16 protein-coding genes and 1 tRNA gene are annotated in these 17,404 nt (G+C 42.5%); 7 read left to right on the top strand and 10 right to left on the bottom strand.

Translation table 11 applies throughout. The features are described from left to right. Window positions 1–17: 17 nt before the first annotated feature. Window positions 18–1,724, bottom strand: a complete 1,707-nt coding sequence (ilvD, locus tag ABID99_RS22010; RefSeq protein ID WP_175490025.1) for a dihydroxy-acid dehydratase — start codon at window positions 1,722–1,724, stop codon at window positions 18–20. Between the two features lie 389 nt (window positions 1,725–2,113). Here ilvD and ABID99_RS22005 point away from each other — a divergent pair, with 389 nt between their 5' ends. The 3 genes from ABID99_RS22005 (at window position 2,114) to ABID99_RS21995 (ending at window position 4,815) form a co-directional block, all read left to right on the top strand. Further along, entirely contained in the window at window positions 2,114–2,821 is a 708-nt protein-coding gene (locus ABID99_RS22005; RefSeq protein ID WP_373615122.1) for an ankyrin repeat domain-containing protein, read from the top strand. Continuing rightward, window positions 2,775–3,164 carry a Fic family protein gene (locus ABID99_RS22000; protein WP_229701751.1) on the top strand — a complete coding sequence of 130 codons (390 nt, stop codon included), beginning with the start codon at window positions 2,775–2,777 and terminating at the stop codon, window positions 3,162–3,164. Before ABID99_RS22005 ends, ABID99_RS22000 begins: the two co-directional genes overlap by 47 nt. Window positions 3,165–3,309: 145 nt before the next feature. Continuing rightward, the gene (locus ABID99_RS21995; protein WP_373615121.1) at window positions 3,310–4,815 is read left to right on the top strand and encodes a TlpA family protein disulfide reductase; all 1,506 of its coding nucleotides are present in this window, start codon (window positions 3,310–3,312) and stop codon (window positions 4,813–4,815) included. A gap of 220 nt (window positions 4,816–5,035) precedes the next feature. Here the strand turns inward: ABID99_RS21995 and atpC are convergent, their stop codons facing one another. The 4 genes from atpC to ABID99_RS21975 all read right to left on the bottom strand — a co-directional run bounded on the left by atpC (window position 5,036) and on the right by ABID99_RS21975 (window position 10,598). After that, on the bottom strand, window positions 5,036–5,287 hold the full coding sequence (gene atpC, locus ABID99_RS21990) for an ATP synthase F1 subunit epsilon (protein WP_091174059.1): 252 nt from the start codon (window positions 5,285–5,287) through the stop codon (window positions 5,036–5,038). A gap of 82 nt (window positions 5,288–5,369) precedes the next feature. Then, window positions 5,370–6,875: a F0F1 ATP synthase subunit beta gene (gene atpD, locus ABID99_RS21985; protein WP_090530069.1), complete on the bottom strand. Its 1,506-nt coding sequence runs from the start codon at window positions 6,873–6,875 to the stop codon at window positions 5,370–5,372. 174 nt (window positions 6,876–7,049) lie between these two features. Then, window positions 7,050–8,036 carry an NAD(P)H-quinone oxidoreductase gene (locus ABID99_RS21980; RefSeq protein ID WP_373615120.1) on the bottom strand — a complete coding sequence of 329 codons (987 nt, stop codon included), beginning with the start codon at window positions 8,034–8,036 and terminating at the stop codon, window positions 7,050–7,052. Window positions 8,037–8,198: 162 nt separating this feature from the next. Continuing rightward, on the bottom strand, window positions 8,199–10,598 hold the full coding sequence (locus ABID99_RS21975) for an ABC transporter permease (RefSeq protein WP_373615119.1): 2,400 nt from the start codon (window positions 10,596–10,598) through the stop codon (window positions 8,199–8,201). Between the two features lie 178 nt (window positions 10,599–10,776). On the opposite strand from ABID99_RS21975, the gene ABID99_RS21970 reads away from it, so the two are divergent. From ABID99_RS21970 to obgE, 4 genes are all read left to right on the top strand, one after another. After that, the gene (locus tag ABID99_RS21970) at window positions 10,777–11,238 is read left to right on the top strand and encodes a redoxin domain-containing protein (RefSeq protein ID WP_188834449.1); all 462 of its coding nucleotides are present in this window, start codon (window positions 10,777–10,779) and stop codon (window positions 11,236–11,238) included. A 59-nt stretch (window positions 11,239–11,297) separates the two neighbouring features. Continuing rightward, window positions 11,298–11,371: transfer RNA gene (locus tag ABID99_RS21965), tRNA-Arg, on the top strand. Window positions 11,372–11,469: 98 nt separating this feature from the next. Continuing rightward, window positions 11,470–12,048, top strand: a complete 579-nt coding sequence (locus ABID99_RS21960) for an adenylate kinase (protein ID WP_090530057.1) — start codon at window positions 11,470–11,472, stop codon at window positions 12,046–12,048. 112 nt (window positions 12,049–12,160) lie between these two features. Continuing rightward, on the top strand, window positions 12,161–13,168 hold the full coding sequence (gene obgE, locus ABID99_RS21955; RefSeq protein ID WP_373615118.1) for a GTPase ObgE: 1,008 nt from the start codon (window positions 12,161–12,163) through the stop codon (window positions 13,166–13,168). Here obgE and ABID99_RS21950 read toward each other — a convergent pair. The 5 genes from ABID99_RS21950 to ABID99_RS21930 are packed head-to-tail and all read right to left on the bottom strand — an operon-like array spanning window position 13,161 to window position 17,348. Continuing rightward, on the bottom strand, window positions 13,161–14,732 hold the full coding sequence (locus ABID99_RS21950) for a hypothetical protein (RefSeq protein ID WP_176625173.1): 1,572 nt from the start codon (window positions 14,730–14,732) through the stop codon (window positions 13,161–13,163). The genes obgE and ABID99_RS21950 overlap by 8 nt on opposite strands. 31 nt (window positions 14,733–14,763) lie before the next feature. Continuing rightward, window positions 14,764–15,336, bottom strand: a complete 573-nt coding sequence (locus ABID99_RS21945; RefSeq protein ID WP_373615117.1) for a putative colanic acid biosynthesis acetyltransferase — start codon at window positions 15,334–15,336, stop codon at window positions 14,764–14,766. Continuing rightward, window positions 15,302–15,868 carry an exosortase Y gene (gene xrtY / locus ABID99_RS21940; protein ID WP_188834445.1) on the bottom strand — a complete coding sequence of 189 codons (567 nt, stop codon included), beginning with the start codon at window positions 15,866–15,868 and terminating at the stop codon, window positions 15,302–15,304. Before xrtY ends, ABID99_RS21945 begins: the two co-directional genes overlap by 35 nt. Next, window positions 15,865–16,728 (bottom strand): glycosyltransferase family 2 protein, encoded by an 864-nt coding sequence (locus ABID99_RS21935; RefSeq protein WP_176625169.1) that lies wholly within the window; start codon window positions 16,726–16,728, stop codon window positions 15,865–15,867. The genes xrtY and ABID99_RS21935 overlap by 4 nt, the downstream gene beginning before the upstream one ends. After that, entirely contained in the window at window positions 16,725–17,348 is a 624-nt protein-coding gene (locus tag ABID99_RS21930; RefSeq protein ID WP_373615116.1) for a class I SAM-dependent methyltransferase, read from the bottom strand. Before ABID99_RS21930 ends, ABID99_RS21935 begins: the two co-directional genes overlap by 4 nt. Between the last annotated feature and the right edge of the window lie 56 nt (window positions 17,349–17,404).

The following is a 17,404-nucleotide window of genomic DNA, read 5'->3' as shown; positions in this document are numbered from 1 at the left end:
GCCATTTTGTTCATTAATTATTCGTCGGTAACGCAGCCTTCGGCAGCGGTAGTTACGTTTTTAGCGTAACGGTATAACACACCCTTGGTAACCTTCAGCGCCGGTTTTTGCCATGCGGCACGGCGTGCGGCTATTTCTTCTTGCGGTAGCGAAACGTTTATAGTATTGGCAACAGCATCAATATTAATGATATCATCGTCTTTTACCATCGCTATAAACCCGCCATCGTAAGCCTCGGGTGTGATGTGACCGACGACGAAGCCATGCGTACCGCCGCTAAAGCGTCCATCTGTAATTAATGCAACTGAACTACCCAAACCAGCACCGAATATGGCTGAGGTTGGTTTTAGCATTTCCGGCATGCCTGGCGCGCCTTTAGGGCCTACGTTGCGGATCACCACAACATCGCCCTTTTTAACACGGCCACTCTGGATACCGGCAATCAGTTCAAACTCGCCGTCAAATACACGGGCAGGGCCGGTGAAACGTTCACCTTCTTTACCGGTGATTTTGGCAACGCTACCACCTTCGGCAAGGTTTCCGTACAAAATTTGCAGGTGACCGGTAGCTTTAATAGGGTTTTCTTTCGGTTTGATGATCTTTTGAGTCTCAAACTCCAGGGCCGGGATCTCGGCAAGGTTTTCGGCAATGGTTTTACCGGTAACAGTAAGGCAATCACCATGTAACCAGCCCTGCTCTAAACAGTATTTCATTACAGCCGGAACACCGCCAATGTTGTGCAGATCTTCCATCATGTATTTACCGCTTGGTTTCATATCGGCCAATACCGGGATCCGGTTACTTACAGCCTGGAAATCATCCTGGGTTAATTTAACGTCAACGCTTTTTGCCATCGCAATCAGGTGCAATACAGCGTTGGTTGAGCCGCCCAATACCATGATCACAACAATTGCATTTTCAAATGCCTCACGGGTCATGATATCTGATGGTTTAATATCCTTTTCTAACAATACCTTGATAGCTTTACCGGCGGCAAGGCATTCTGCTTTTTTCTCAGCGCTTAGGGCAGGGTTTGATGATGAATACGGTAAACTCATACCCAATGCTTCGATAGCGGCAGCCATGGTATTCGCTGTATAGATACCGCCACAGGCGCCGGCGCTTGGGCAGGCATTTTTAATAACGCCCATAAAATCAACATCATCTATCTGGCCGGCAATCTTTTTGCCCAAAGCCTCAAATGCAGATACAATGTTCAAGTCTTCACCTTTCCAGTGGCCTGGTTTGATAGTACCACCGTAAACCATGATTGAAGGACGATTTAAACGGCCCATAGCCATGATGGAACCTGGCATGTTTTTATCACAACCCGGTAGTGTAATTAAGCCATCATAATACTGAGCGCCGGTTACAGCCTCAATTGAGTCGGCAATGATATCGCGGCTCACCAATGAGTAACGCATACCTTCGGTACCATTGCTCATGCCATCACTTACACCTATAGTGTGGAAAATGAGGCCTACCATGTCTTCATCCCAGATACCTTGTTTAACCAGCTTAGCCAGGTCATTGAGGTGCATGTTGCAAGTGTTACCATCGTAACCCATGCTGGCCACGCCGACCTGTGCTTTGCGCATATCATCGTCGGTTAAGCCAATCCCGTAAAGCATGGCCTGTGCAGCAGGCTGGGTTGGGTCCTGGGTAAAGGTTTTGCTATACTTGTTCAATTCTATAGCGTTGGTGGTATCTGATGATGAACTCATTTTGTTAGATATGTAGACAGTTTTAGTATTTAATTTTGTTGATGATACTGGTTTACTTGGTATCGAAAATCAATATATGTAAGGTAGCCATAGCATCAGGCAATAGCAATAGTAGGCACTGATTTTTTGAAATAAGTAGTTTATTTTAATTTTTTTTATTTTATAAAATTTAATTCTGTTTTATGTTAAAATAAAGATATAAAATTTTTAATGAAATATACCAAAGTTCAAAACGGTATTCGGTATGTTTTTTATGCATGCATAGTAAGTTGTCGATTTTCTGCCTGAAATGGGGGGAATGGTAATTTAACTTTAGAAAAAAAGTATCCGGCTGTGCTAATGGAAGTTGATAAATGATTAGTTTCAGGCATTAATATCATATACTTACAATGAACAAAATCCTAATCCTGACATTACTGCTATTTAGCGTAACAAAAAGTTTCTCGCAAGATGCATTTACCGCCATCGAAAACAAAAATTACGATCAGCTTTCCGAATTATTGAAATCACCAAAGAATATAAACATAAGAGGTAAAAATGATATGACACCCTTGCTTAAAGCAGTAGGGCAAAACGATCTTAAAGCTGTAAAGATGTTGGTGGAAGCGGGAGCTGATTTAAGCCTTGTTCCAAAATCAAATTGGACACCCCTGATGGTGGCTTGCCAAAGCGGCAGTACCGAAATGGCCGCCTACCTGATTGAAAAAGGTGCAGATATTAATGCTAAAGACGAGCACAATTGGAACCCCATCATTATAGCATCAAGAAACGGACAGGCAACAACGGTTGCCTTGCTGTTAACCAAAGGAGTTGATGTAAATTGTAAAGCGGCAGATAAATCTACCCCGTTATTAATAGCCTCTTATAAGGGGCACTATGATGTGATAAAGTTACTGCTTGAAAAAGGTGCCGATCCAAACCCGGTAAATCGGGATAGCGAAACGGCTTTGTTTTTAGCTGCTAAACAGGCCCGGGCCGAAATAGTTAAATTATTGCTACAGCATCATGCCGATAAAACCTTTATTAATAAGGATGGGGTGAGTATTTGCGATGCTGCTAAAAGCAACGGTTACAAAGAAATCTGTGATTTGCTTTAGCGAGGCTTCGTCTGATTTGGTCGAACAAAAACTGGAGTCGCTTTTTAATGATATCGAGCTGTTATTGCAAGCTAAGTTGGCCGTTCCGGAAGCATTCTTTTCTGCCTCAATGATCCACTTGATGTTTGTGAAGATCCATCCTTTTGAAGATGGCAATGGACGTACTGCACGCCTGTTTGAAAAATGGTTCATATCCGAAAGCTCGGTCCTAAAGCCTGGTTCCTGCAAGCGGAAAAATATCACTATGACCATCAATAACATCAGGCTGCTGGGACTGGAATATGAGTTGCTGGATTATTCTGCGGCTCTGCCTTTTTTGCTGATGTTGCCTCAATCTCTTTAAATAGTTCAGTACCCATTATTCTGCACATTTGCACCCCCGTAAAATGGTAAGTATGAATCCTAAGTTGTAGAATTAAAAATAAGAGTTGATTTATTCGAATAGTTTATTTCTTTATATTTGACATAATCTAACCCTGTCACCCTGAATGAAAAACCTAACCTGTATAATTCTACTGCTCTTAGTAGCAACGGCAAATGCCCAGATAAAAAAGAAACCTGTTAAAGCTGTTGCTGAAAATAAGCCGCTAATTGTCTCAACTCCAAAAGCCACGGCTGTAATTAAAGGGAACGTCAAAAACTTTACTGATAAATATTGGGAGATGGCTGTAACCGGCGATTTAACTAACTACTCATTAACAATACCGGTTGATAAGGACGGCAATTTCAATACAGCTATAAATATTGACGGAGATACCGAAGATATCTATCTGTACCTCAATGATGATGCTATCACCGTTTGCGCCCAAAGGAACGATACCCTGGTACTTAGTTGGGATAATAAGGACTTTAAAAGCACATTCCGCATCACCTCTCCTTTCCAGCATACAAACGAGCGGTTGCAAACCATGATGCTGATGTATAATCTCTACCGTAAAGAGTCGATGGATTTGGGACAATCCTTATATGATAATAAACTCACCGATTCCGCAAAGTTTGAGAAGATCAATAAGTTATATAATAAAGTGATGATGACAGCTGCGGTGCATCTTGATCATCCCGAAAGTCAGAAGTTAATTACCGATGTTTATTATCAGTATGTTGGTTTTTTGAATAGTCATCACTTGTTATCTAAATATGAGTTGCATATAAACGACACCTCTGCTACAGGAAAAGCGCTCAATCAGCAATTTCCTGCCGGAGCATATCACGCCCAATCAGAGTTTTCTTTTAAAAACAGCAATAGCTACAAAGAATTTATTTTTAACTACGTCCGATTTTATAAGGGATTGAATAATACAACGATAATAGGATCGGATTGGGATAAGAAAATGACGCCTTTTGCTCCTGCTTGGGATGAATATTATCTGGGCCTGGCCAATCTCCATTTAATTGAGCTTCGTGACTGGTTTGTAACGAAAGCCATAGAGATGGATTTTGGTTACTATTCGTTTGACGATGCTGAGAACATCTACAAGGATTTTAAAACTAAGGTTAAAACGCCGAGGTATGCAGATACTCTTGCGCAATTTTATGCAACTGTACGGCAATTAAAACCCGGTAATCTGGCGCCTGAATTTAGTTTGAAGAATGATAAGGGTGAGGTGGTGTCCTTGAAAAGCTTCCGGGGAAAAGTAGTGTATATCGATTTTTGGGGCGTAGGATGCGGCCCTTGCGTTTACGAAATAAAGAACACGACTGCAGCTTTGCACGAGCAGTATAAAGATAAGAATGTAGTGTTCCTCAACATCTGTGTTGATTCGGACGAGAAAGCGTGGAAAAGTAGTTTGGCCTCATTAAATGTAAGTGGTGTCAACCTCATTGCAGAGGGCTGGACAAGAAACCCGGTATGTCAAAAATATAACGTAACAGGTATCCCTCATTATATTACAATCGGAACCGATGACAAGATTGTAAATAATAACAGCGAAAGGCCATCATCCGGGTATACACTTACAGCAGAGCTTGACAAGGCTTTGAAACAAGTACAATAACGCGATAGGTTATGATTAGTAAAAAATAGGTCATTATTAATTGTAAGGTACGAAGCAATCCCAGGGCAATTTCAGGGTAGTTTGTTTGCATGGGCCACTCTGCTAATAGGAGATTGCTTCGTACTTTACAAAAATGACTTTTACGTATCCTCCCCAAAAAGGGTATAAAAAAGCCCGGATAAAAACTTATCCGGGCTTTATAGCTTTATAAAATGCTGTTTTATTTGTGCTGAATACCTTCGGCTAAAACAGTTACTTTATTGTTTAATGCTTCCACAACACCGCCTTTAATAAAAAATACTTCTTCTTTAGCTGCACCACCGCGTACGGTAAGTTTGCCATCCTGAAGGGTGGAAATGATTGGGGCGTGGTTGTTCAGTATTTCAAATAATCCCAAAGCACCAGGTAAGGTTACCGAGGTGGCCTCGCCTTCGTAAACTTTTTTATCGGGAGTAAGAATTTCTAATGTCATGCTTTTTGAGATTCAAGATTTAAGAATCAAGAGCCAGGCTTTTCCTGTTCTTGATTCTTGAGTCTTATTTTCTTGCTTCTTATTAAGAGTTAGCTTCAGCCAATAGCTTTTTGCCTTTTTCGATAGCATCTTCAATGCTGCCAACTAAGTTGAAAGCTGCTTCAGGGTACTCATCAACTTCACCGTCCATGATCATGTTGAAACCTTTGATGGTATCTTTGATGTCAACCAGTACACCTTTTAAGCCGGTGAACTGCTCGGCAACGTGGAACGGCTGTGACAAGAAACGCTGAACACGACGTGCGCGCGATACAACCAACTTATCTTCTTCAGAAAGCTCGTCCATACCAAGGATGGCAATGATATCCTGAAGCTCTTTGTAACGTTGTAAAGTTTCTTTAACACGTTGAGCTGTATTGTAGTGCTCATCACCTAAAACAGCTGGGCTAAGGATACGTGAGGTTGAATCCAATGGATCCACCGCAGGATAAATACCAAGCTCGGCAATTTTACGTGAAAGTACGGTAGTAGCATCTAAGTGGGCGAAGGTTGTAGCCGGCGCCGGGTCAGTCAAGTCATCCGCAGGTACGTAAACGGCCTGTACTGAAGTGATTGAACCGCGTTTGGTTGAAGTGATACGCTCCTGCATGGTACCCATCTCGGTTGCAAGTGTTGGCTGGTAACCTACTGCTGATGGCATACGACCTAATAGTGCTGATACTTCTGAACCTGCCTGTGTAAAGCGGAAGATGTTGTCGATAAAGAAAAGGATATCACGACCTTTACCATCTTCATCACCGTCACGGAAGTACTCGGCAATAGTTAAGCCTGAAAGGGCCACACGTGCACGTGCACCCGGCGGCTCGTTCATTTGACCGAATACGAATGTTGCTTTTGAATCTTTCATGGCTTCGGTATCAACTTTAGTTAAGTCCCAACCGCCTTCTTCCATTGAATGCATGAAAGCGTCGCCATATTTTATAATGCCTGATTCAAGCATCTCACGTAAAAGGTCATTACCTTCACGTGTACGCTCACCAACACCGGCAAATACAGATAAACCTGCATAAGCTTTTGCGATGTTGTTGATCAGCTCCTGGATTAATACAGTTTTACCTACACCGGCACCACCAAACAAACCAATTTTACCACCTTTTGCATAAGGCTCTAAAAGGTCGATAACTTTAATACCTGTAAAAAGTACTTCAGTTTCGGTAGATAGGTCTTCAAACCTTGGAGGGGTTGCGTGAATAGGGCGACCATTTACTTTGTCAAGATTCGGGATACCGTCGATAGCATCACCTACCACGTTAAATACACGACCTTTGATATTATCACCTACCGGCATTTTGATAGCAGCTTCGGTATCCAATACCTTCATACCGCGTAACAAGCCGTCGGTCGAGTCCATCGCGATAGCACGTACACGGTCTTCGCCTAAATGCTGCTGAACCTCTAAAATAACTTTTTGGCCATTGTCTTTCGTGATCTCTAATGCGTCATAAATTTTAGGAAGATGAGCGTCATCAGCGAAACTTACGTCGACTACCGGACCAATGATCCTTGAAATTTTTCCAATGTTTGGCATATATAACCTGGTGTTTTTTAAAAAATGCTTTTACTGAACAGCAACATACATCATTTGTAACAGGAATGTATAAGATGCTATTTCAGAGGCGCAAAGTTAAGATTTCTATCCAATTATTTACATAGTGTTTTAAGATTTTTGGAGGATAATTTCAACATTGCTAATTGTTTGCTTTTATTGCACGAAAGTCAATACAATTTTGCCTGTATGAGTACTGCTTTCCATAAGCTTATGAGCTTCGGCGGCCTCGCCGGCATCAAAAGTTTTGTACACTATGGGCCTGATTTTTCCTGACGATAACAATGGCCATATTTTTTGTTCAAGGTTTTGGGCGATGGCTGCTTTGAAAGCTGTGTTCCTACTGCGTAGCATCGAGCCGGTAATGATCAGTCTTTTTGCCATTACTTTGCCCAAATCAAGCTGTACTTCGCGGCCATCCATTGCGTTGATCATGACCAGCCGCCCCTCAATAGCCAGCGAATCAATATTGCCAGGCATGTAATCGCCGCCTATCATATCCAATATCACGTTAACACCAGCGCCATTGGTGAGTGCTTTGATCCCTTCTTTAAAATCAGCGGTTTTATAGTTAATGGCTTTATTAGCTCCAAGCTGCTCACAAAAGCTGCATTTATCGTCGGAACCAGCCGTTGTGTAAACGGTACTGCCTAAAGCTTTGGCCATTTGAATAGCTGCAACGCCAATGCCGCTTGAGCCACCGTGTACCAATAATGATTCGCCGGGTTGAAGGCTACCGCGATCAAAAACATTGCTCCAAACGGTAAAAAATGTTTCGGGGAGGGAAGCAGCTTCGGGAAAACTTAAACTGGCAGGAACAGGCAGGCACTGGCCCTCGGGCGCTTTACAATATTCGGCATAACCACCGCTGGCAACCAAAGCGCAAACCCTGTCGCCGGGTTTCCAGCGGGTAACGGCTTTGCCAACTTCAATAACAGTACCGGCCACATCCAGGCCAGGGATATCCGCCGGTGCACCTGCCGGCGGCGGATAGTTTCCTTTGCGTTGAAAAACATCAGGTCGGTTAATACCCGCGGCCATTACTTTTATCAGCACTTCATCGTTGGCGATAACGGGTTTTGGCCTATCGGTTAGCTGCAAAACTTCGGGCCCGCCGGGTTGGGTGATCACTATTGCTTTCATAGATTGTAGTTGAAAGCTAAGTTAACGCTAAAATGTTTGTCCGGAAAGTTTTCGTTCTTCGACGATACAAGCAGAAATGACACAAGTATCCATTGCCCTCTTCCAGCCCCTCATACTTGCGCCAGTCGATATTTTTGACCTTTATCCTTTTACCTAATAAAACTAATCACCATCTCTCAAACTTTCAACCGGGTTGGCCGCGGCGGCCCTGAATGATTGTAAGCTGATAGTAACTAAGGCAATAAATACAGCCCCCGAGCCGGCCAACATCATCACCCACCATTGGATATTTTGGCGATAGGCAAAGCCCTGAAGCCATTTATTCATGGTAAGCCAGGCTAAGGGGGCGGCTATTGCAAATGATATGATTACCAGTTTAACAAAATCTTTCGACAACATGGTTACAATGACGGTGATACTTGCGCCAAGCACTTTCCTAATGCCGATCTCCCGGTTGCGCTGCTCGGCGGCATAAGCGGCAAGACCAAACAATCCAAGGCAGGCTATTACAATAGCCAAGCCTGTAAATGTTATGAATAACTCCCCCATGCGCTGTTCGGTGCGGTACAGTGCGTCAAAGTCGGCATCCATAAACGAATAATCAAAATGTTCATTTGGGGCAATGGTTTTCCATGTTTTTTCGATATGTGACATCAGCGTTGGAAGGTTATGTGTATTTATCCTGACGCTTAAACGCGCCAGCCAATCGTTGTCTAAAGTCATGACCAATGGGGTTACATTATCGCGCAGCGAACTGAAATTGAAATCTTTTATCACCCCTATCACATGATATTTCTTTTGGTTGGTTACAGTACCTGTGGTTATTGTTTTGCCAATGGCATCATTGTCGTAGCCGAATACCTTTGCCGCTGTTTCATTAATAACCATGGCTGTAGAATCGGTTCTAAACTCTCCGGAAAACCCGCGACCGGCCTTCATCTGCATCCCCATCGTACTGATGTAATCTTCATCTATTTTCCAGAACTGGGTTGACTGCCCCTCTTTGCCGCCGGGTGACACATAGTTTAAAACTTTGTTATTGGCGGTAGGCAAAAAGCTGGTAAGCGTGGCATTAACGACGCCGGGTAACTTTTTAATCTCCTGTTTCAGTAGTTCGGGATGCTCAAGTGTGTTTACATTATCGAGGATGAGCACCTGGTTGCGGTTAAAGCCCAGGTCCTTATTTTGGATATAATTAAGCTGATTGTAAATAACCAGGGTGCCTATCACTAAAAATATCGAAATAGAAAACTGGAAAACCACCAATGTGCTGCGGAAAGCGCCGCCTTTAAAACCGGTTGAAACTTTTCCTTTTAACACATTAATTGGCTGAAAAGCCGATAAAAAGAAAGCAGGGTAGGAGCCTGCTAAAATCCCTACCACCATAACGATACTTAACAAAGCCGGAAACAGCCAGATTAATGTTTGCCCATTGATGGCTAATTGTTTATTTGACAGATGATTGAACAATGGCAGCAAAGCCCATGCTGCCAGTACGGCTATAATGGCTGCCACGAAGGTTACGATCAGTGATTCGGCAAGGAACTGGAAAATTAAGTGACTGCGAGACGAGCCTAACACTTTACGTACCCCAACCTCCCGTGCACGGTTTGCTGAGCGCGCCGTAGACAGGTTCATGAAATTAATGCAAGCCAGCAGCAGGATGAAAACTGCCACTGCTGCAAAAATGTAAACATACTGGCCATTACCGTTGGCGCCCAATTCCATAACCCGGTTTGATTTGAGGTGGATATCAGTTACCGGCATCAGGCTTAGCTTGAAGTAATTGCCGCCCTTTTTGAATTTGCTATAATCCATAGAGCTTGAGCCTTTAAGTCCTTCTTGCATTTCGGTGTTAAGTTTGGCTTCAAGGCGGGAGATGTTTGTATTGGGTTTCAGCAACACGTATGTAGCAAACGCGGTCAGCCTGTTCCACGGAGCATCATTATTAACCTGGCTGGCTGCCAATAAAAAATTGGCCCTGAAATGGGATTGTACCGGCATATCTTTCATTACACCGGTTATTTTAAGTGATGTGCCGCTGGTTACTAAAAACAAGGTTTGGCCAACCACATCCGTACGGTCAAAATATTTTTTAGCCATTGATTCGGCAATAACTACAGTATTAGGTTCTTTCAGAGCCGTTTTTGCATCGCCTAAAAGCAGGGGGAGGGTAAATACATCAAAAATATTGGGTTCGCTGTAAAACGTTGCGCCATCTTCGCGCACAATTTCATCGCCTTTTTTAAAGCGAATATTCAGTGCAGGTGTTATGCGCACTGCTGTTTCAACTTCAGGACATTCGGCTTTTAAAACATTGGCAACTGGAATAGCAGTTATGGCATATTGGGTAAGGGTTCCGCTAAATTTCAGGTCGGTGTTTACCCGGTAGATCCTTTCGTATTTAGTATTATACCTGTCATAGCTCAGCTCATCAATTACATAAAATGTAATGAGCAGGCAAATGGCCAGCCCTAATGCCAGGCCTAAAATATTAATGAAAGTAAAGACTTTGTTTTTTAATAGACTTCGTAAGGCGGTTTTAAAATAATTCCTGATCATAGCATAAAAGGTTTATGCTATAAAGTTAAAACTAAGTTTTTAGTTATAAAAGAAAATTAACTAATTTTTTAGTTTTATGATTGTTGGATAGTATTCCTTTGAACATCTCAATGTTAAAAAAGGAAGAGGATTACATTTACTCATTTTATTTTTATTCATTTGTCTAAAACAAATACGTATGTCATTACAACCAGGCCAGCCGGCTCCCCAATTCATCTTAATTTCATCGGCCTTAAAAAGCGTTTCGTTAGCCGATTTTAAAGGTCGTAAAGTGGTTATTCACTTTTTTCCTTTAGCTTTTACAGGCGTTTGTACCACGCAGCTTTGCACCATGCGCGATAGCTTTGGATACTATGATGGTTTAAACGCTACTATATTGGGCATTTCTGTTGATTCGCCTTTTACTTTAGCTAAGTTTAAAGAAGAGAACAATTACCAGTTCGATCTTCTTTCTGATTTTAATAAAGAAGTATCAACGGCTTACGGTGCTATTTATGATCAGTTTGTGATGGGCTTAAAAGGTGTATCAAAACGCGCGGCCTTTGTAATTGACGAAGAGCAGAATATCATTTATGCGGAGGTGCTTGAAGATGCCGGTCAACTGCCAAATTTTGAGGCTATTGCCGAAATTGTAAAATAATTTGAATAAAAGTTTGCAGCGAAAGTTTAAAAATCTATCTTTGCATTCCATTTCGGAAAGCACTCGTAGCTCAATTGGATAGAGCATCTGACTACGGATCAGAAGGTTAGGGGTTCGACTCCCTTCGAGTGCACAACAAAGCACTGCAGTCCGGAATTTTTCCACCGCTGGTGCAAATTAACTGTAAGCCTTTCTGTTGTATTACCGAAAGGCTTTTAATTTATCAAGAGCATGCTAAATCTGGTTTTGTTTGGCCCTCCCGGAGCCGGGAAAGGTACTCAGTCGAAAAAACTTATTGAAAAATACGATTTGATCCATCTTTCAACCGGAGATTTGTTACGTGGCGAGATTACACAAGGTACAGCGTTGGGCTTAGAAGCTAAAAAACTGATGGATGAAGGGAAGCTTGTTCCGGATGCCGTGGTTATTGGCATGATCAGCAATAAGCTTGATGCTAATAAAGACGCCAAAGGTTTTATTTTTGATGGTTTCCCGCGTACAGTTGCTCAGGCAGAAGCTTTGGATGAGTTACTGGAATCAAAGCAATCGGCAATTTCGGGTATGATTGCCCTTGAAGTTGGCGATGATGAGTTGGAGCGTCGCTTGTTAGAGCGTGGTAAGGAATCTGGAAGACCAGATGATGCCAATCCCGAGGTGATCCGCAAGCGTATTAAAGAGTATAATGATAAAACTGCTCCTGTAGCTGGTTTTTATCAAAATCAAAATAAATTTAAAAGCATTAACGGCGTAGGTTCGGTGGATGAAATCTTCGATGCTATTGTTAATGTAATTGAAGAGTATAAAAAATAGTCGTTCGGAAGTCTTTAGTCCGGAAGTCAGTAAAGTCCGCAGGTTAGGAAGATTAAAATTCTTAACTTTCGGACTTTATTGACTTTCGGACTTTCCGTCTAAATCAAAAATTATGTCGCAGGGTTCAAATTTTGTTGATTATGTGAAGATCTGTTGCCGCTCAGGCCACGGAGGTGCTGGTTCTGCCCATTTGCATCGTGATATATTAACATCAAAAGGTGGTCCTGATGGTGGCGACGGTGGCAGGGGAGGCCATGTTATTGTAAAAGGTAACGCTCAACTGTGGACAATGCTACACCTTAAATACCGTAAACATGTAATTGCTGGTGATGGCGATTCGGGCGGCAGCTCATTGCGTACCGGTAAAACCGGTCGCGACGAAATATTGGAAGTGCCCCTTGGTACAACCGTGAAAAATGCTGAAACCGGCGAAGTACTTTTTGAAATAACCAAAGATGGTGAAACCAAGATCCTTACTCCCGGTGGTCGCGGTGGTTTGGGTAACTGGCATTTTAAAACATCAACCCAACAAACCCCCCGCTTTGCCCAACCCGGCGAAGATGGCCGTGAGGACTGGAATATCCTCGAACTAAAAGTGCTGGCTGATGTTGGTTTGGTAGGTTTCCCTAACGCAGGTAAATCCACCCTGCTTTCGGTGGTATCGGCCGCCAAGCCCGAAATTGCCGATTACGCATTTACCACACTGGTGCCTAATTTAGGTATCGTATCATACCGTGGCGGCCGTTCATTTGTAATGGCCGATATTCCGGGCATTATCGAAGGAGCATCACAGGGCAAAGGTTTAGGATTTAGGTTTTTGAGACATATTGAACGCAATTCAGTATTGCTGTTTATGGTGCCTGCCGATACATCGCGCAGTATAAAAGAAGAATACAGCATCCTGCTGCATGAGCTGGAAGAATATAATCCCGAACTGATGCACAAGCCTCGTGTGTTAGCCATAACCAAAACCGACATGCTCGACGATGAGCTGCAGGCAGAAATGAAAGAGGAGATCCCTGATGGGATCCCCTCTATATTTATATCATCTGTGGCACAGAAAAATATCGATCAGCTAAAAGACCTGCTTTGGAAAGAGATCAACGCCAGCGTTATTTAGCCTCCCATAAAATGTAGTCATTACTAAGCATCGTCATTTTAAAGCCGGTATAGCCAGGAAAACATTTGCGCATGATAGTTGACTTTGGACCGATGTAATCGGCGGGCAAAACTATGTACAGTGGTCCGGCGTGCCCATTATATACGTAGTCATCGTAATCGATAGCCACTTCAGCGCCAATGGTTTCAACGGTTATGGTGCGGTTGCGTTCAATTTCCAGGCTCAGATCAGGGCTGTTAAATACAAAAATGGCGTTGTTGTTTTGCTTATCCAGGTTGCGGATATAGTTTAGCGATGGCTGATCGATAAATAACTGTGCTATCCCCGAATATCCCCTTGCGCCGATATTTTTATTTTGAAAGTAGCTTGGCACAAAGTATTTGTAGCTGGAGTAAGTTATTACAAAACATATAAAATAAAACAGGTATTTATAACCAGTTTGCAATCTGCTTACCAGGTAAATGATGCCGGGTGCAGCAATGAGCCCGATGAGTCTCAAATGCCTTGCTTCATATGAAATATTGGCTTGTCTCAAAAATGATTGTCCGAAAAACAACACCGATACCACATAAAAAACCACCAGTAGCAGCGCATAATTTTTGTGAGGCGCCTTTTTTACAATAAACCAAATTAATAAAATGCTTAATACTGCACAGATCAGCACGATGATCACCCCCCAAAAGTAAGTAAACATGGGAGGGTCATCATGAAACAAAAGGCCGTTTGTAAGGTCATCTACCGAAAAAGCGGTTAATATTGGCGAGGCCAAAGGAAAGCCAAAAGTTTCCCAAACCAGCTTTATGCCCCCGGTTATCGATGAGGGGTTAGCACCTTTTGAAAGATAAAAATGATAGATCATAAATAAGGATAATACCGCAGGGACTCCTATCCATATGCCATTTTTTATCCAGCGAATGATGTCTTTTGTTCCCATTGAAAACCTAAGCCATAAAAAAAGGCAAGTGGCAGCATACATCCATAAAAATGACGATTTGCAAATGAAGCCTAATATTCCACCTATAAAGAGGAATACGGCCAGTTTCCAGTTAGTTTTTTCAATGGCTATGCACCCGTATAAAAACCAGCCGGTGTAACCAAAAAGTAGTACTTCGCCTCCGTTATAAAATACATAGGGCGTAAAAAAGGATAACTGAATTACGATGAACAGTACGCTTAAAGCCGAGATCATTGGCGTAAAGCCCGCTTTTTTAAAGAAGTAATAAAAGCCGAAAATGCCCGATAACGAAAATAGGAGGGTTACTATTGAAGAAGCGCGACCGGTGTTGACGCTGAAAATAAGTTTAAAGAAATAGGGCACCAGGTATTGCCCCGGCGACCACCAGGCGAGGAATTCTGACGCGTTTTTGCTGATATCGTTCTGATCGGGTTTAACCATGACATTAAATGCCGAACCCAGTTCCATTGAGCGCATTACCTGGAAGCCCTTGCTGGGGTCGGGGTAAATGGCGGCTGGGGCTATGATCAGCATAATGCCCATAATGAAAACAATCCCGTTAATAACCAATAAAATGATTTGGTGGGTTTGTAGTTTCTGTTTCAGCATATAATTATTTTAAGCAGATGATGTTTAAGTTTTAACTGATTTCCCGTTCCCTGATCTTTACCGCCGGGTTGCCCTGATAGATGCCGTACGCGTCCATGTTTTTTGTAGCGATAGAACCGCTGGTCAATACCGCGTGCGATGCTACCGTCACGCCCGGATTTACCATAGCCCCGGCGCAGATCCACACGCCGTCTTCCAAAATTATGCCTTTGGTTATCAAATCAAAGGATGTTTTTTGGTAATTGTGGCTGCCCGTTAACAGCACAGCCCCCTGCGACAGGCAAACATGCGCGCCGATATGGATGGGCACTAAACTATCTATCCATACATTTTCACCTATCCAGCTTTCATCGCCGATATGCAGATTCCATGGATATTTGATGTTTACACAGGGCTTAACAGTTACATTTTTACCGATCCTGGCACTAAATAGCTTCAGTAAAAATACTTTGAACGCGTTTGAGGGTATAATGCTTGTTTTAAAGAATATGGCATTACAGTAGTACCACAAAATGCGTTTTAAAACATTGCCGCCCGGATGATAAGGATAATTATTATAAGTTGAAAGGTCAGTTCTGAACATCAGCGCCGGTAAGCTTATCATTACGTTTAATCCAAATATACAGGCTAAACGCTATAATAATGTAAAGAAGTATATTAAAAATGGTATGGTGATCAACTATCCGGTTTGCCTTTTTCGACCAGAAGATGGCCAGTAAAACAAAACGAATCACGTTTAAAAATTCGATAACAAAGATCCCAGAAAACAGGAACACCAATTTTGAGCGCAACGGAGATGGATAGGCCAGTACAAAGGCGGAAAAAAAGCTGATCAATCCTAAACCCAGGCAGCTGTAAACTATGGCCAGTGTCCCTTTACCTGCAACCAGTAACTCGGAATTATTATCAATGGCAGCATAACCAAGCCACTTCAGGATCATGACACTACAATCCAATAAAACCTGTCTCAAAGCCGCAATATAATTCAGGTGTTCGGCTAAGAAAGCGTTATAATTCCCGCCGGAATTAGTAATACCGAAAAAGAAAATGTTAAAGCTATAAAATATGGCAAACAGCAATACAAACAGCAGCATGAACCGTATCGCCGGGTTATTTAAAAAAGCAGGTTGTTTCATTGTTTTTTGCTCTCCTTTCGTAACTCATAAATTTTAGCATCAATCAAAAACCTGAACCAAAAACCTTGTAAAAAATGAAATACCAGCCCGGTTTTTCCATCTAAAAAACCCAATTTTATAAAGTATCTTATAGTAAAGTAAATTACAGGCCTTACGAATAAAGGAAACGACTCATATCGTTTTTTCATATACCGGCGGCGCTCCATCGGGTTACCAAATAACCGTGGATGTACCAGCTTACCATTATCGTCAATAACCGGGACGTTTTGCTGCTCAACAAGGTATTGCGCCTCCAGCGTTGCCCAATGATTATGCCGGGCAATGAAACTGGTAAGCGAATCGGTAATTACATCAATGATATCAGTTTTAAGTACCTGCGTTTTACCGGTAACTTTAAAATGCTGATCATACAATTTTTCTTCGCAATGCCCGAAGCCGCGCCTGAACAGGTTGGCGTGGTATGTTGGATAGTGGCCGCCATGTTTGATCCATTTGCCCATAAATAGGGTACGCCTGCTGATCAGGAAGCCATTTGTTTCAGCATCTATGGACTTGGAGAAAATATCGTTAAGCTGGGCGGCAAGCTCTGGTGTTACCCGGTGATCAGCATCCAGGTTAAGTATCCAGGTACCTGTTAAAGGCAGGTTATTCAAAGCCCAGTTACGCTGGGTTGCATAATTTTCAAACGGATGGCTGAAGACGTTTTGCGTGTACCTTTGGCAAATAGCCAGTGTGGTATCCTTTGAACCTGAATCAACAATATAGATATTGGCTTTTAGCACCGCCGCGCTTCGCAGGCAGTCGCCAATGTTCTTTTCCTCGTTAAAAGTTAAGATAATAATATCCAGGCTCTCGCTCACTTAAGTTTGGCTTTAATGATCATGCTCATCCAAAAATAGGGAAACCTGCCGCAGCCCCTGAATGCTGTTACCTCAAACCCATGTTCATTGAGGATTTGTGTCAGCGTTTTAACCGACCAAAATTTGATATGCCCGCCCTGCCACAAAGGGCTGATATGCGTGTCCCATTTATTTAAAATACTCAAAAATAGGTTTTTTAAATAGCCATGATAAGGCGTTGAGATGATGAGCTCGCCTTTTGATTCGCTTAAAACATCCTGGCAAAGGCGTATAAACGCGTGGGGGTCGTACAAGTGCTCAATAACCTCAGTTGATATAATGGTATTAAACTGCATACCTCTTAATGGCTCCGGTAACCCTTCAACCGAAAGATCATGAACGAAAAACCTGCCGGGATTTATTTTATCTGCAATGGCAATGCCTGGTTTAGATGCATCTATACCATAAGCGTTAAATCCCCTTGCCAATAAATAATTTACAAGGTGACCGTTGCCGCAGCCAAGGTCGAGGATGCTGCTGTTGGTATCCTTATTTAATAACGACATAAGCGGTTTCTCGAGCTCCTTAAATACATGGCAGGGGCTTGCATCGGGATAATCGTAATCTTTATAAGCGCTCATGCGGTGGTTATTTGCGGATCCATATTTTTATATTTTTTCATTAAGGCAGCTCTTTC

Origin of the sequence: Mucilaginibacter sp. OAE612 (assembly GCF_041806395.1) — a bacterium.
GTDB lineage: Bacteria > Bacteroidota > Bacteroidia > Sphingobacteriales > Sphingobacteriaceae > Mucilaginibacter > Mucilaginibacter rubeus.
Note: the sequence above shows the minus strand (reverse complement) of the source record. Positions and strands in the feature narration are given on the sequence as shown.